Genomic DNA, 16495 nt, shown 5'->3' on the forward strand with positions numbered 1-16495 from the left:
GTGTATACCCTAGAAGGATGCCATAGAGGCCATACACGGAGCGGTGCTTGCACGTATTCCCCGGAGGGGATACCTCTGAGATAACCGGGGGTCGCGGAGCGTACCCTCGGAGGAGGAATAATGCCACACATAGTAGCAAAAACATACTAATTATTTTGACATAAATCAAAAAACATCATCACAATCGATTTTATTACGATAAAAATTGTGGCTAATCGATAAGCATACTTTATATTTGCAGTCCAAATTAATAATATATACAAAAACTATGGACTCTACATTGACATTTAACTACGAGCATGAATCTCAGATTTCATCTCGTTTCAGTAAAATGATGAACGATCGCAGAATGGCTCTCGAGGCTAAAAGAAATCAGGAAAAATAAAATATTCTGCTATACAAAAGAAAATGGTCTTATCCTAATATATTAGGATAAGACCATTTTTAATTTAAAAAAAAAATTCCTGATTCCTGAATCAATCCTATAAAGTTTTTGTATATTTGCATTTGTGTTGTAAATCAAATACGAATGCCGAAAAAGTATGCTTATCGATATCTATTCGTATTGGTGTTGTATGTGTGGTCTGCTCTGAACGTGGTAGCACGACCAAGATATGATGCCAAGATATTGCAGCGTGCTTTCGATTACCCGAAAATGATCGGCATCATCGACGACAAGGACTCGCTCGTCTCTTATACATATACGAAATACCGTATCAGCATCAAGAAGCGAAACGTGGCTCTCGTCGCCATCCCTACCATGTTTTATCTCTTCAGGGATGGAAAACGTGACTATTTCGGGGAGCAATATAATCATATCGTCTTCTATTCGAGAAACAAGATGAAAACGCGACGGGTACTGAGCATGAGTACGGTTTACAACAATCATGAGACGTTGCCCGTGATGATGGAGTTCTTGCAACCCGACTTCTACTCTACCGAGATGTTCCGACGCTGCATCTTGTCGCCGCTCGTTGAACAGAATAAGCGTTACTACAGATTTCACAGCGTGGCTCACAGTAGGACGATGACCCGATTCTACGTCAAACCGATTCTTAAAAATACGCAGTTGGTGGCTGGATGGATGGACATCGACAATGCTACGGGAAGGATGGACAGATTCCATTTCGAGGGAGAGTATGATATGATTCATTTTATCCTCGACGGCACTATGGGCAAGGAGGGACGAAGGTCGCTTCTGCCTAAGACGTGCGACATCAGCGCCAAAATTTCGGTATTAGGCAACAAGATGATGGCATATTTCTCTTCGGTCTACGACATGGACTATGTGATGCCTGGGGATATGGTGGAGAGCCATGACCGTGCGCTGATGTCTATCGTGCGACCGATGCCTCTGAAAAAGGAGGAAAAGGAGATTCTGGCTGTATATGACTCGATAAATGATGTGGAAGAGGCAGCGGCACAGAGAAAATATGTGGCTGACTCGATAGCGGGAAAAGCGAACAAGAAAAATTGGGTGAAATATGTGCTCTGGGATGTGATCGGAGACAATTTGATGAACAGAATTCATACGAATCTGGGAAGTCAGAACCAGGGGCAACTGAAGATCGGTCCGATCTTCAACCCCATGTATTTCAGTTACTCTAACCGTAAAGGATTGGTGTATATGCTCGACCTGAGGGGCAATTATTCGTTTACGCCCAACCGTGATCTGTCGCTCAGAATAAAGAGTATGTATTCGTTTAAATGGCGACAGATGTATTTCTCGATTCCGTTGCTCTTCAATTTCAACAAGAGAAGGAATGGATATGTGCGGATGGACTTCGGTAATGGTTATCGCATCAATAGCTCTGAGGTGCTGGAACGCATCAGGGAGGAACATCATAAAGATACGGTCAACTGGGCGCAGATGAACTTGGATTATTTCAAGGATATGAACCTGAGGGTTTCGGTAAACTATGATGTGGTGGCCGACCGATTGGGATTGCAGGGTGGTATTATCTCGCACAGGCGCACAGCTGTATATCCCCAGGGATTCATCAAGATGGGTAAACCGCATGTCTACACGTCGTGTGCGCCTTATCTGCAGGTTCAATATCGCCCGCAAGGCAACAAGGGAGCTTTCTTCACGGCCAACTATGAGCGCAGTTTCAAGGGGTTCTGTGGCAGCGACCAGAGTTATGAGAAATGGGAAATGGATGTGCAGAATATCCTGAAGTTGTCGACGATGAGGACATTGAAGATGAGAGCCGGACTGGGGTTTTATACTAACCAGGACAAGGATGCGTATTTCCTGGACTATAACAACTTCCACGAGAATTATATCCCTAACGGATGGGGAGATGAGTGGTCGGGGGAATTTGAATTACTGAACTCGCATTGGTATAATTCGTCAAAATATTATGTGAGGGGTAATGCTACTTATGAGTCGCCGTTGCTCTTCTTGTCGTGGATTCCTGTGGTAGGACAGGTTCTCGAGAAGGAAAGAGTGTATGTGAGCGCGCTTGCCGTGGAAAATCTGAAACCGTATGTCGAGGTGGGTTATGGCTTTACCAACCGTGCCTTCTCGGTGGGGTTCTTCACAGGTTGGAGTTCTCATCATTTCGAGGGCGTCGGCGCACGTATTTCTTTAGAACTTTTCAACAACTGGTAACTTTTCTGGTTGTAACATATATATAAAATATTGAGAATGAAACCTTTAACTGTATTTCGTGCAAGCGCTGGTTCGGGTAAGACTTTTACTCTTGCCACACAATATATTTCGCTGGTGATACAGAACCCAACTTCGTATCGTAACATCTTGGCCGTGACCTTTACAAATAAGGCTACCGAGGAAATGAAGATGCGAATATTGAGCAAACTTTATGGCATCGCTAATGGATTGGCCGACTCGGAGGATTATCTGAATGTGGTCATGGAGATGACTCATCTCTCGAGGGGTGAGGTGAAGAAGCGTGCGGGGACGGCCTTGAGTAATCTGTTGCACAACTTTAATGATTTTAAAGTGGAAACGATTGATGCTTTCTTTCAGACCGTTCTCCGTAATTTGGCTCGTGAACTTGACTTGACGGCAAATCTGCGCATCGGACTGAATGATACCCAGGTGATGGAGCAGGCTGTGGATGATATGATCGAGGAACTCGATGATAAGAGCAGGGTGATGTTCTGGATTATCGAATATATTCAGGAAAAAATCAAGGATGACCAAAACTGGAATGTGATTGGACAGATCAAGCGTTTCGGAAGAAATATCTTCAAGGATGCTTATAAACAGCATGCGGAAGAATTGGAGAAATTGATGCAGGATAAGGATTTCTTTAAGGACTTCATCGGGGAGATGCGTAAAACTCGGAAGAACGCGCTGGATAAGCTCACGGAGATGGGCGATATGTTCTTTGAGAGGTTGGACGAGAATGGCCTTACCGTGGAGAATTTCAAGGGTAAGGACAGGGGCATCGCTTCGTACTTCAACAAACTGAGGAAGGGTGACTTCCTAGATGAACAGAAGTTGGTGAACGCTACCGTGCAGAAATGTCTTGATGCACCGGAGAACTGGGTAAACAAGAAGGATGCTAACCCGGGGAACGCGGCTTATGACTTGGTGGTAGATTCGCTCTGGGATTTGCTGAAATCCATCGAAAACAAACGCCCTAAATGGGTAAGGGATTATAAATCGGCCGAACTGACGATAAAGAATCTGAACCAGTTGCGCCTGTTGGGTGACATCAAACGACGTGTGAACCTAAGTAATAATGAGGCTAACAGGTTCTTGCTGAGCGATACACAGACGCTACTCTACTCGCTCATCGAGGAAAGTGATTCGCCTTTCATCTTCGAGAAAATCGGCGCTCGACTGGAGCATATCATGATCGATGAGTTTCAGGACACGAGTGTGATACAATGGAAGAACTTCAAAGTGCTCCTTGAAGAGACAATGTCGCATGGTAGCGATGAAGAGAATCTAAAGGAGGACGGACCGATAAGGAATCTTATCGTGGGAGACGTGAAACAGAGTATTTATCGTTGGAGGTCGGGCGACTGGCGTCTTCTCAATGGTATCGAGAACCAGTTTCATGAGAATATGATCGAGGCGCAGAGTCTTGCAAAGAACTTCCGTTCGGAAAGGAACATCATCGAATTTAATAATGCGTTCTTTGGTATTGCTTCCGGTTTGGAATATAACAACTTAACGAAAATTGATGCCGGAAAGGCTGAGGAAATGAGAAAGGCTTACGAAGACGTGAAGCAGTTGGTTCCTGAAAATCGGGAGTCTATCGGAAAAGTTGAAGTAAGACTCTTGCCTAAGAATAAAGATTATAGGGAGAATACGCTGGAAGAAATCGTGGCTCGCGTTTTGTGGCTCAAAGAACTGGGCGCCAAGGAGAAAGATATCGCAATCCTCGTAAGAGGTAACAAGGATATCGAGGATATCGGTAATTATTTCATGAGATATCATCCTAGTGTGAAGTTGGTTAGTGACGAGGCTTTCCGTCTGGACGCTTCGCAAGCCGTGAATATCATCATCGATGCGCTGCATCTGATCATCCACCCTGACGATAGATTAGCTAAGGCGAGTCTTGTCAAGGCTTATCAGAGGTTGATTGTGGGTGATGGGAAGAGTGATACGCAGATTCTCGTTGCCAAGGAGGAAACAGATGCTGCTCTGAACTGGACTGAACAACGGACATTGGCAGAAAAACGAAAAGAGGAGAACCTCGACAGACAATTGCCTGAGGCTTTCATCCATCACCTGGATAAGTTGAAGGGTATGCCGTTGGTCGACCTCGTGGAATATATCTATGAACTCTTCGAACTGAGAAAACTTGAGAAGCAAAGTGCTTATGTGTGTGCTTTCTATGATGCGCTGAACGATTATCAGCAGGAACAAACGCCGGATATCGACCATTTCTTGAGGGAATGGGAGAACTCGATTCATGAAAAGACGATACAGAGTGATGATGTGAATGGCGTCAGAATACTTACAATTCACAAGAGTAAGGGTTTGGAGTTTGACCATGTCATCGTTCCGTTCTGTGACTGGGATATCACGGGCAGAGATACACTATGGTGTTCACCTAAGGAGGAGCCGTATAGTAAGATGCCATTGGTTCCTGTCGACTTCAGCAGACCGAAGATGATGGGGTCTATCTACGAGAAAGATTATGTGGAGGAAAGTGTGCAGTCGGTTGTCGACAACATGAACTTGCTCTACGTGGCCTTCACGCGTGCCGGAAAGAATCTGTTTGTATACGGTATGCGAGGCAACACGGATAGTCATCGTGATTTCATCATCGAGCAGAGTCTGGACTGTTTACGAGATATGCTGCCGGATTCTAAGCTCAAGGGGGTGGAAGGTGATGTCAAGGAGGAGGCTCTGGCCTTCTCGTATGGTTCGCTGGCTTTGAGCGACGAGGTGGATAAGGAGAATACGCAGAATGTCTTTGAGTTACCGGTAAAGAAGAGATATGTTAACATTCAGAGTTTCAAGAATATCGTCGACTTCAGACAGAGTAACAAGAGTACAGAATTTGTAGAGAGTGAGGATGAAGAGGCTATGCAGAGGATGAGCTATATCAACGAAGGCAATGTGATGCATACCATATTCTCTACGATCAATACCATCGAGGACGTGGACAGGGTGTTGTCGGATATGGAAACCGAGGGTATACTTTATGATGACAGTATCGACCCTGAGAAGTTGAGAACTGACCTGAAGAGGAAGTTTGATAATCCTATAGTAAAGGACTGGTTCTCCGGAAGATGGAAACTCTTTAATGAGTGTACGATCTTGCATATCGACCCTGTAAGCAATGAGTTGGTAGAGCGCCGACCAGACCGTGTGATGACAGACGGAAATGAGATGGTCGTGGTAGACTTTAAATTCGGTAATATGCATCCGGAATATTTTGATCAGGTTAGGGTGTATATGTATCTACTACAGAAAATGGGCCATAAGAATGTGAAAGGTTATCTATGGTTCGTAAAGAATAATAAAATCGAGGAAGTGAAATGAAGACTTTTTTAGAATACGTTGCTCAGGATATTATCGAAAAATACGGAAACGATCTCAGTCATATCGCTGTGGTGTTCCCAAACAAGCGTGCTTCGCTCTTTATGAATGATGCTTTGGCACGATTAGTCAACAAACCGCTTTGGAGTCCTACTTATATTACTATTAGTGACTTGTTCCGACAACAGAGCAAGGTCAACGTAGCTGACCCAATAAAGTTGGTTTGTGACTTGTATAAGACTTATATCGAATGTACTGGCCGTGATGAATCGCTGGATAAGTTTTATGGTTGGGGGCAGTTGATGATTACTGACTTTGACGATATCGACAAGAATTTGGCTGATGCTAAACTTGTGTTCGCCAACTTGAAGGATATCCATGAGTTTGACGATATCTCGTTTCTAAGTGATGAACAGAAGAAAATCTTGAAAAGGTTTTTCGCCAACTTTAGCGATGACCAAAATACAGAATTAAAAAAGAGATTCTTACAACTTTGGTCGCACTTTGGGGATATCTATGAGCGCTTCAACGAACGACTGAGTGCACAAAACTTGGCTTATGAGGGAGCACTATATCGTAAAGTGGTGGAAAAGAATGAACTAGACCTCAGATATGATACTTATCTCTTCGTGGGCTTCAACATGATGCAGAAGGTGGAATTACGTCTTTGTGACCGCCTAATGAAAGAGGGAAAGGCTAAATTCTACTGGGATTTCGACAAATATTATATGAAGGATAATGAGGCTGGTCATTATATCGCACAATATCTGAAGTATTATCCTAATGAATTGAATATCAGCAATGGTCGGATATATAATAATATGTCTAAGGATAAAGATATTACCTATATTTCGGCTTCTACGGAGAATATCCAGGCAAGATATATTAGTGACTGGCTCAGAACGGGCGACAGAATAAATGCAGGACGACGCACGGCTATCGTCATGGCTGATGAGAGTCTGCTGCCAACGGTTATCCACTGTCTGCCACCTGAAGTGGAAAAGGTGAACATCACAACGGGTTTCCCTCTCGCACAGACTCCTGTAAGTTCGTTGGTGGAACAGATGATAGCTTTACAGACTCAAGGGTATAAGGCAGACTCCGGACGGTTCCGATTGCATTGGGTTAATATGATTCTACACCACCCCTTCGCACAATATATTAGTGGCGGTATAGCTTCGGTTCTGGAGAATCTGAATACGTATAAGCGTTTCTATCTTAGTTCAAGGGATTGTTATGAATATAAATCGGATGATTGTATCGTAAGCGACGAGGCTTTGAAAATACTCTTCTCGGAATTAGATGGTTCTATAGGTTGTATGACGCATTGGATTCTGAGCGTGCTGAAGATGATCGGAATAAACTATCATAGAATGCTTAAGGATAAAGTCATCGACGGGAAAGATCCGTTGTTCCAAGAATCGCTATTCAGAATGTATACGCTCATCAACCGTTTGGCGGGGTTGATAGAGGCTGGTGACTTGGATGTTGACATAAACACGTATCAGAAGCTGATCAAACAGTTGGTGGATTCTACGACAATTCCTTTCCATGGAGAACCGGCTGTGGGCATTCAGATCATGGGTGTACTGGAGACGCGTAACTTGGATTTTGACCATGTGCTGGTATTGTCGTGCAACGAGGGTAATATGCCTAAGGGGGTGAACGATGCTTCGTTTATTCCTTATAACATTCGTAAGGCTTACGACTTGACTACGGTCGATCATAAAGTGGCTATCTATGCTTATTATTTTAACCGACTTCTGCAACGAGCTAGTGACATCACGCTGACTTACAATAATTCTACCAACGATGGACAGACGGGTGAGATGTCTCGTTTTATGTTACAACTTATGGTTGAAAGTAAGCATCCGGTGAAACGTGAAAATCTGGTGGCTAAGCAGATGCCTGTCATGAAGAGAATGCAGAGTATCGAAAAGGATGAGACGGTAATGGGGCGTTTGAACAGTTTTAAGAAATTGTCGCCTACTGCGCTCAACAGATATATCGCCTGTCAACAGCAATTCTTTTATCGATATATCGCTGACATCAAGGAGAATGTGGACGAAGATGAGGATGCTGTAGATAATCGTACTTTCGGTAACATCTTCCATAGGGCATGTCAACTGTATTATCTGAAGTTCGCTAAACCGGAGGATTATCAAGAGACGGTAAATGCTAATGGCGAGAAAGACGTGGAATTAGTGAATCCGATCATGGTAACCAAGGGGGAAATCGAGGATACGCTGAAACATCCTGAATATATCGAAAGAATCGTGGATGATGCTTTCCGTGAACTTTTGTTCAAGGTGGATCAGAATACAAAAATTGAATATAATGGTTTACAATATATCAATCGACAGGTTATCATCGACTATCTCAGACAGTTAATCAAAATCGATATGGATGTCGCTCCTCTGAATATCGTGGGATTGGAAAAGAGAGTGTATGCTAAATTTGAGTTTGATTCGCAAGATGGTAAGAGGCAGATTGAACTCGGAGGTAGCATTGACCGATTGGATGAGGTGTTTAAAGATGGGCGTCCTCGCCTGAGGGTTATCGACTATAAGACGGGAGCTAATAACAGCATGAATGTGAAATCTGTTGAGGAGATTTTCTCGGGTGAGAACCTGAAGAACCATACTGACTATTTCTTGCAGACGATGCTCTATTCGTATATCGTCAGAGAGGATATTCATCTGGATATCGATGATGCTCCGGTGAGTCCGTCACTGCTCTTCATCCAACATGCTGGACAGGAGAACTATGACCCTACTCTCGAGATAAATAAGGAGAAGATTTGGGACATCAGACAGTATGCTGACGAATATAAGGAGTATATCGAAAAACTTCTTGCTGATATCTATAATCCGAATCTCCGTTTTGAACCGACTGAAGACGCGAAGAGGTGTGCTTTATGTCCGTATGCTAAACTTTGTGGAAAATAAAACAAGAAAGCCTGAACTTATTACGATTCAGGCTTTCTTCGCGGAAGTAGAGGGATTCAAACCCCCGATACGCGAAATGGCGTATACCGGATTTCGAGTCCAGCGCATTCGGTCACTCTGCCATACTTCCATTCGACATCGTAGTTGAATAATGAATCTCAAATCCAGATGCAAAAGTAATGAATATTTCGGAAACAGCAAAATTATTCAAAAGAAAGTTTCTTTAATCTGTTGGATAAGTTTTCTGCTTCACTTTTGCGTATGCTGAGGACGATTTCACAGGTGTTGTCAAAATTCTGTTCTATGATCTTGGGATTCATTTCTTTTACGATCCGCATAACGTCATTCATCATGGGATAGGTAAACTGGTATCTAATGATCTCCTCTACTTGCCTGGTTTCTATCTCGCACTTTTCTATTGCATCGGCAGCAGCTGTACGATAGGCTACAATAAGTCCACTTGTTCCAAGTTTAACGCCTCCGAAATATCTGATTACAACAATCAAGATATTGGTAAGGTCATGGGAGTTGATCTGACCAAGAATTGGTTTGCCTGCCGTTGAAGAGGGTTCGCCATCATCGTTAGCACGAAAGGTTTCTCCCTCTGCACCAATAACATACGCGTAACAACAATGGCGAGCGTCATAATATTTCTTACGATAATTCTTGACAATCTCCATGGCTTCGTCTACAGTCTCTACATGATGCGCAAAAGCGAGGAACTTACTCCGTTTCTCGGTATAATATCCCTCGCTAATCTTATTTTCACTAATTGTTTTATATTCGTCTATCATTCGCTTAATTTATGGATAACCAACCCTGACCTGAGCTTGGGCTCAAACCAGGTAGCCTTGGGTGGCATAATCTTTCCACTATCGGCTATATTCATAATCTGACTCATCGTTACAGGATATAATGCTAGGGCACATCTCATCTCGCCAGAATCTACACGATGCTTCAACTCCTTGAGCCCTCGCAACCCTCCTACAAAATCTATACGCTCGTCGGAGCGCAAATCGGTAATACCCAGCAGTTCATCAAGAATGAGACGACTGGATATGTCTACGTCCAAAACTCCTATTGGATCGCTATCATTATATGTTCCTGACTTGGCCTTAAGGCTGTACCAGTTGTTGTCTATATATAGCGAAAATTCATGTAGTTGCTTGGGCTTGTATTCTTCTTTCCCTTTGTTTTCTACTATGAAATTTTTCTGCAAGGCTGTTAGGAACTGTCCCGAACTCATCCCGTTCAAATCCTTTATCACACGGTTGTAGTCTAGTATCGTCAACTGACTGGCTTGGAAACAAACTGCCATGAAGTAGTTGTACTCTTCTTTTCCCGTATGCAGGGGATTATTCTTTGCCTTCTCGGCTCCCACAAGAGCTGCCGCGGCACTACGATGATGGCCATCGGCTATATAGAGACATGGCATCTTTGCAAACTCTGATGTGATGGTTTCAATATCACGGTCTTCGCTTACCTGCCAGAGTTGATGACGAAAACCGTCTATCGGTGCTACGAAATCATACTCGGGTGCCTCTTGCGTATAGCGCATAATTAATTCGTCGAGTACGGAATTATCTGGATAGGCGAAAAATACGGGTTCTATGTTTGCATCACAAACTCGTATGTGCTTCATTCTGTCCTCTTCCTTATCTCGGCGTGTCAACTCGTGTTTCTTGATTACTCCATTCAGATAATCACCTACAAAAGCCCCTACTACCAAACCGTATTGTGTATTCCCGTCCATGGTCTGTGCATAGATGTAGTATTGTTCTTTTTCATCTTGAACAAGCCATCCTTTCTCTTGGAATTTCTTAAACTGTGCAGCGGCTTCCTCATAAACGCGAGGATCATGCTCTGAAGTTCCAGGCGCAAAATTTATCTCTGGCCTGATGACATGGTATAGGCTCTTCTCATTGGAACCAGCTTCTTCACGGGCTTCCTCGGAATTGAGCACATCGTAAGGGCGACACTCTACCTCCTCGACATATTGCTTCGGAGGCCGGACGCCTCTAAAAGGTTTTACAATAGGCATGATATCAGATTATTAAAGTTATATTGGGTGTGTTTTATGGTATGGTCTTCGGATTACTTGTTCACCTGGAACTTAGTGCATCCGTCCTTGAAGAAGGCATTTATCTGCTGGGCTGCCGCAATACCTGCATTAACATTGGCCTCGGCTGTCTGTGCGCCCATCTTCTTAGGTGTGGCAAAATAACGACCTTCGAATTTCGTAAATTCTGCATCTGCATCTGGCTTGATATCTGCAAGATACTTTAGATCTTCGCGCTCTGCCATCAACTTGAGCAATTCTTCTTCATTGATAACTTCCTTACGAGCTGTGTTTACCAAGATTGCATTCTTTGGCATCTGATTTACAGCTGCATAATTTATACTCTTTATGGTTTCTGGAGTAGCAGGGATATGAAGACTTACAATGTCATTGGTCTGGAACAGTTCGTCTTGGCTCTTGCATGCTCGTACTCCGGCAGCCTCAATTGCTTCTGCTGGACAGAACGCATCGTATGCGCTTACTTCCATGCCAAAGCCTTTTGCAATACGGGCCACATTACGACCTACATTTCCAAATGCGAGGATACCTAAACGCTTGCCTTTCAACTCAGAACCGGCTTTTCCGTTAAAGAAATTACGTACGGCATATACGAGCATGCCAAATACGAGCTCTGCTACGGCATTAGCATTCTGACCTGGGGTATTCTCTACTACTACATTCTTGGTCTTGGCATATGCTGTGTCGATAGAATCGTAACCTGCACCTGCACGAACAACGATTTTTAATTGCTTTGCAGCATCAAGAACCTCTGGAGTTATCTTGTCTGAACGCACAATCATGGCATCCACATCTTTAACAGCCTCCAAAAGCTGAGCTGTCTCTGTATACTTCTCTAACAACACAAGTTCATTACCTGCACTTTCTATTTCTTTCTTGATTCCTTCAACAGCTGCTGCTGCAAAAGGCTTTTCTGTTGCAACTAATACTTTCATAGTCTTTGATTATAAATGATAATAGGGCGAACAAAAGTCCGCCCTATCTAAAATATTCTAATTAATGTTGAGCTTCAAATTCTTTCATAACCTGAACTAGAGCGTTAACGCCTTCTATGGTCTGAGCATTATAGCATGATGCACGGAAACCTCCTACTGAACGATGACCTTTGATACCTACCATGCCACGTTCTGTAGCAAAATCTAAGAATGGCTTCTCTAAATCTTTGTATTCGTCGTTCATAACGAAGCAGAGATTCATCAATGAGCGATCCTCCGTAGCAACTGTACCGCGGAACAACTTGTTACGATCTATCTCATCGTAAACGATCTTCGCACGCTCATGAGCTAACTTGTCCATAGCCTTTACACCACCTTGTGCTTTTAACCAGCGCATGGTTTCCAATAATGAATAAATAGGAACTACTGGTGGGGTATTAAACATAGAACCCTTTTCTACATGGGTACGATAATCGAGCATCGTAGGAATCTCACGAGGTGCCTTACCTAATTCGTCATCTTTTACTATGATCACGGTAACACCAGCCATCGCCATATTTTTCTGAGCTCCTGCATAGATTGCTTTATATTTGCTTACATCTACCGGACGGCTCATAATGTCAGAACTCATATCTGCAATCAAAGGCACATTTACATCAAGATCCTTACGAATTTCTGTACCATAGATTGTATTGTTTGTTGTAATATGTAGATAGTCTGCATCGACAGGAACACTATAATCTTTTGGAATAAATGTGTAATTGTCATCAGCACTTGAAGCTACTTCTACAACTTCACCAAAGTGCTTAGCCTCTTTCATAGCTTTTTTAGCCCACGTACCTGTATTCAGATAAGCAGCCTTTTTTATCAGGAAGTTTGCAGGAATCTGCATGAACTGCAAGGAGGCACCACCACCCAGGAATATAACGGAGTAACCCTCAGGAATGTCTAACAATTCCTTGATCAGGGCTACGGCCTCGTCAACAACTGGCTGGAAATCTTTTGCTCGGTGGCTAATCTCCATAAGAGAAAGTCCACTTCCATTGAAATCCAAAATCTGCTTTGCTGTGTTCTCAATAACCTCACGAGGAAGCATTGATGGACCTGCATTAAAGTTGTACTTCTTCATCTGAATGTATATTTAAGTTTTAATTGTATGATGTTCTCTTTATTGAGATACGTCGGCGAAATTACACTTTTTATTTGGGATGAACAAATATTTTAGCAGAAATTTATCAATATTGCCATTTTTCTTGCATTTTGATAGAAGTTTTCTATCTTACCTCTTCCACAATCGTCTTTATTCCTTTTATTTTTTCACCTTGTACTTGACGCAATACTTGGCGTAATTTCACTCGTTTTACTGCTGCATAGGCATAACGATCTTTCACATCGATCTTTCCAATCTCATCACTTTTCAATCCTCCTTTTTTGCATAAATAACCTACGATATCACCTTTCGAGATCTTATCTTTCTTTCCTTTCCCTATATATATTGTGGCCATCTTCGGTTGTGCAGGTTTCAACTCTTCAAAATCTACGTCTAACATTCCTGCATAATCTTCTACTTCGGCATCTACATATTCAGGGATATTTTCTTGCGGTCCAAGTATGAAGTAGGCTCTACCCTTATTTTCCCATCTTGCTGTTCGTCCTACACGATGAATGTATCCGTCTTCGCTCTCTGGAAGATGATAATGGATAATATTATCAATATTCGGAATGTCAAGTCCTCTACTAGCAAGATCAGTACTTACAAAAATATTGGCGCTGCCATTGGAAAAACTATATAATGCGTCTTCACGCTTCTTTTGCTCCATTCCACCATGGAAATAACTCAATGAGAATCCGCGATCTTTTAGGAAATCTGCTGTTCGCTCTACAGAATCGCGATGATTCAGAAATACGATACTGCTCTCGTCACCCAACACAAGAAGTAATTGAGCTAATGTTTCTAACTTATCTTTCTCTGGCGATTTCACCTTATATATCTTTACACGGGATGAAACCTGCTCACCTTCTTGTCTGAAATCTAACTTCTCTATTTTCTGCTTCTTTCCTGAAATCGTCTTCTCTACAAAATGTGAAATTTCTTCAGTATCAGTAGCGGACAATAAAATCCGACGGGCCATCTCTGGCAGTTTCCCTATAAGCGATTGCATTTCATCAAGGAAACCCATCTCCAAACACTTATCAAACTCGTCTATTATAATAAACTTTATTCCATAAGTTGATAAATTCCCTTTACTGAAATGATCATTCAATCGACCTGGTGTTCCAAAAACCACCTGTGGCATTACCTGTTTTATGGTACGATGCTCTTCCATCGTTGGTCTACCTCCATAGCAAGCTAAGCAACGTATTCCAGCTCCCATATCCTTTAATACGGTAGACGATTGAAGTGCTAGTTCTCGACCTGGTGTTATCACCACTGCCTGCAACTTGTCGTTATTTTCATCAATCAACTTAACTAATGGAAATAAATATGCATATGTCTTTCCAGAACCCGTAGGTGACAATATAACAACATTATTCCGTCTATTCGCAATAGTGTCAAAAGATGCAGATTGCATGGCATTCAACTGAATACCCAATTTTTCTAAAATATTATCTATATCATTCATACTATTAATTATCTCGTAAAATTTGATCTATTTCGTCAAACTCTCTACCCATATTCAGTTTTAAATAAATTGTATATAATGGCAAAGCCCATTTGGTTTTATCCTCAGGACGCAATGCTTGGAACTTTTGTAGATAAGGCATAGACTTGCGATAAAGGTCAAACATTTTAGTTTTATTTTTTGAATTTATTTGATTCTTTTTGTCCAATTTTACAGCTTGATCAAAATATGCCAAACCTGCATTATAATAAGCTCCTGCCAATGAATCGTTTTCTGTAATTAAGGAATCACATATAGAAATACACTCATTATATTTATTCATATTCAGCATCAATGTACTCTTCGTAAAACGATACATCTGGTCATTTGGGTTAATACTTAAAGCCTTATTAACAACTATCATCGCTGAATCTTGATGTTCAGTATTCACATAATACTCTACCAATCTAGGAAAAAAGAACGGAAATGTAGGATACTTTTCAAAACCTTCCTTTAGAGACTTAAAATACCTAAGAGAGTCATGCTCTAAACGATATGTCTCTGCCAAATATTGTAACATAAAAGCATTATGAGCAGTATCTTGAAGCGCCCAATATGCATGGCGCAAAGTACCTCGAATATCATTTTGCTTAAACGAAGAATATACTGCCCAATATGCTGCGTTAGGTAATTTCTTGTCTCGATGTGGATATTTATATTCCCTAAATAATGGATGATTAGCACACTCTATATATATATTAAAAAAATCATATGCCTGACGATAATCATTTTTCCTAATATAAAATATGCCTGCATTAAAAAGATTCGGGCGAATCATATTAAGAAATTGCGAATTATCTTTACGATATTTTATTTTCATCTTTCCTTTCTTATTTGGTCGACTTTCTAAAGAGTCTATAATTTCGCCACGTATAAAAAGTTGTCGAGCTATATTAAAAAGAGCTGTTGTGTCATAATTTTGTTTTAGATATAGTTTTTCATTACCCTGTAAATATTGTTTTTGCAATGACTCGAATAAGAGAGCATGGATCTTTGTGTTACCTAAATTATTTGAATCTTTAAGTAAACTTTCCATCGATTTCTGTACCTTTTCTATGTCCTTATTCTTTTTAAGCAAATCTTCTGCAGCAGAAATTTCCTTCTTCTGAGCCGAAATACTACAAGGTGCCATTAATAGAAATAAGACACAAAAAAATATATAAATTTGTTTAGTTAAAATCCTATCCATTATTACTCTTACTTATTATCTTCTAAAATGTCTCTCCAATCATCCAACAGTATAACTCAAATCTGTGCCAAATAAAAATTGAAACTGACATGACTGGAAATCCAAAAACATTTACATCATGATATACATATATCAAGGCAAAGTTAAGAAAATAATTTTAATTATGCAATATAAAAAGAGTTAAACACCATAAGGATTATATATCAATTCAGTTACAATTCTTTCAGATCCGAGCGAATAGTGTTCCATAATTCTCGAATTTGGAAGCGTCCGACCCGTTGCACGGAAATTCTCAAAATATGAACGATATATATCAGCCTGTCAGTTGTACATTCTGGCAGGCTTTTTACGTAATATATACACGAAACAACGATACAACAAATCACTTTACGGCTTAACCAGCACATCAATGTACGGCAACGAAAAAAGCCCCGAATACTTTCGTAATCGAGGCTTGATTTAAAAGGAGGCGGTTACCTACTCTCCCGCATTGCATTGCAGTACCATCGGCGTAAGTGGGCTTAACTTCTCTGTTCGGAATGGGAAGAGGTGGGACCCCACCACAATAACCACCTGATATGGCTTATGACATCCTTGCACACAAGCAGCTTATAAAATAACCTGTATCTACTTTTTACTCAACAACAAAAAGCATAAACTCTTTAGAAAGTTTCGGGCAATTAGTAGTGCTCGGCTTTGACGTCACCGTCTT

At 41.5% G+C, this 16495-nt stretch carries 9 protein-coding genes, 1 tRNA gene and 1 rRNA gene; 3 read left to right on the plus strand and 8 right to left on the minus strand.

Going from position 1 to position 16495, the window contains the following annotated elements:
- Positions 1 to 529: 529 nt before the first annotated feature.
- The 3 genes from K333_RS0111275 to K333_RS0111285 are packed head-to-tail and all read left to right on the plus strand — an operon-like array spanning position 530 to position 8919.
- A complete protein-coding gene (locus K333_RS0111275) occupies positions 530 to 2614 on the plus strand; it encodes a DUF5686 family protein (protein WP_027452714.1) in 2085 nt (694 codons plus the stop codon).
- Between the two features lie 36 nt (positions 2615 to 2650).
- A complete protein-coding gene (locus K333_RS0111280; protein ID WP_024990652.1) occupies positions 2651 to 5974 on the plus strand; it encodes a UvrD-helicase domain-containing protein in 3324 nt (1107 codons plus the stop codon).
- A complete protein-coding gene (locus tag K333_RS0111285) occupies positions 5971 to 8919 on the plus strand; it encodes a PD-(D/E)XK nuclease family protein (RefSeq protein WP_024990653.1) in 2949 nt (982 codons plus the stop codon). The genes K333_RS0111280 and K333_RS0111285 overlap by 4 nt, the downstream gene beginning before the upstream one ends.
- A gap of 41 nt (positions 8920 to 8960) precedes the next feature.
- Here the strand turns inward: K333_RS0111285 and K333_RS0111290 are convergent.
- From K333_RS0111290 to rrf, 8 genes are all read right to left on the minus strand, one after another.
- A tRNA-Ser gene (locus tag K333_RS0111290) sits at positions 8961 to 9049 on the minus strand.
- A 73-nt stretch (positions 9050 to 9122) separates the two neighbouring features.
- Positions 9123 to 9713 carry a YigZ family protein gene (locus tag K333_RS0111295; RefSeq protein ID WP_024990654.1) on the minus strand — a complete coding sequence of 197 codons (591 nt, stop codon included), beginning with the start codon at positions 9711 to 9713 and terminating at the stop codon, positions 9123 to 9125.
- A complete protein-coding gene (locus K333_RS0111300; RefSeq protein ID WP_024990655.1) occupies positions 9710 to 10960 on the minus strand; it encodes a DUF1015 domain-containing protein in 1251 nt (416 codons plus the stop codon). The genes K333_RS0111295 and K333_RS0111300 overlap by 4 nt, the downstream gene beginning before the upstream one ends.
- Positions 10961 to 11013: 53 nt before the next feature.
- The gene (locus tag K333_RS0111305; protein WP_024990656.1) at positions 11014 to 11931 is read right to left on the minus strand and encodes an NAD(P)-dependent oxidoreductase; all 918 of its coding nucleotides are present in this window, start codon (positions 11929 to 11931) and stop codon (positions 11014 to 11016) included.
- A gap of 61 nt (positions 11932 to 11992) precedes the next feature.
- Entirely contained in the window at positions 11993 to 13060 is a 1068-nt protein-coding gene (gene serC, locus K333_RS0111310; protein ID WP_027452715.1) for a 3-phosphoserine/phosphohydroxythreonine transaminase, read from the minus strand.
- A 145-nt stretch (positions 13061 to 13205) separates the two neighbouring features.
- The gene (locus tag K333_RS0111315) at positions 13206 to 14555 is read right to left on the minus strand and encodes a DEAD/DEAH box helicase (RefSeq protein WP_024990657.1); all 1350 of its coding nucleotides are present in this window, start codon (positions 14553 to 14555) and stop codon (positions 13206 to 13208) included.
- A 4-nt stretch (positions 14556 to 14559) separates the two neighbouring features.
- On the minus strand, positions 14560 to 15783 hold the full coding sequence (locus K333_RS0111320) for a tetratricopeptide repeat protein (RefSeq protein ID WP_027452716.1): 1224 nt from the start codon (positions 15781 to 15783) through the stop codon (positions 14560 to 14562).
- Between the two features lie 464 nt (positions 15784 to 16247).
- Positions 16248 to 16360: ribosomal RNA gene (rrf, locus tag K333_RS0111325) — 5S ribosomal RNA — on the minus strand.
- Between the last annotated feature and the right edge of the window lie 135 nt (positions 16361 to 16495).

It is taken from the genome of Segatella albensis DSM 11370 = JCM 12258, from assembly GCF_000426565.1.
GTDB classification, from domain to species: Bacteria; Bacteroidota; Bacteroidia; order Bacteroidales; family Bacteroidaceae; genus Prevotella; species Prevotella albensis.

Bases quoted from the DNA above. Each gene is read 5' to 3' on its own strand.
- K333_RS0111305 (WP_024990656.1), bottom strand. From the start codon at position 11,931: ATGAAAGTATTAGTTGCAACAGAAAAGCCTTTTGCAGCAGCAGCTGTT.
- K333_RS0111275 (WP_027452714.1), top strand. From the start codon at position 530: ATGCCGAAAAAGTATGCTTATCGATATCTATTCGTATTGGTGTTGTAT.
- K333_RS0111280 (WP_024990652.1), top strand. From the start codon at position 2,651: ATGAAACCTTTAACTGTATTTCGTGCAAGCGCTGGTTCGGGTAAGACT.
- K333_RS0111320 (WP_027452716.1), bottom strand. From the start codon at position 15,783: ATGGATAGGATTTTAACTAAACAAATTTATATATTTTTTTGTGTCTTA.
- K333_RS0111285 (WP_024990653.1), top strand. From the start codon at position 5,971: ATGAAGACTTTTTTAGAATACGTTGCTCAGGATATTATCGAAAAATAC.
- K333_RS0111295 (WP_024990654.1), bottom strand. From the start codon at position 9,713: ATGATAGACGAATATAAAACAATTAGTGAAAATAAGATTAGCGAGGGA.
- serC (WP_027452715.1), bottom strand. From the start codon at position 13,060: ATGAAGAAGTACAACTTTAATGCAGGTCCATCAATGCTTCCTCGTGAG.
- K333_RS0111300 (WP_024990655.1), bottom strand. From the start codon at position 10,960: ATGCCTATTGTAAAACCTTTTAGAGGCGTCCGGCCTCCGAAGCAATAT.
- K333_RS0111315 (WP_024990657.1), bottom strand. From the start codon at position 14,555: ATGAATGATATAGATAATATTTTAGAAAAATTGGGTATTCAGTTGAAT.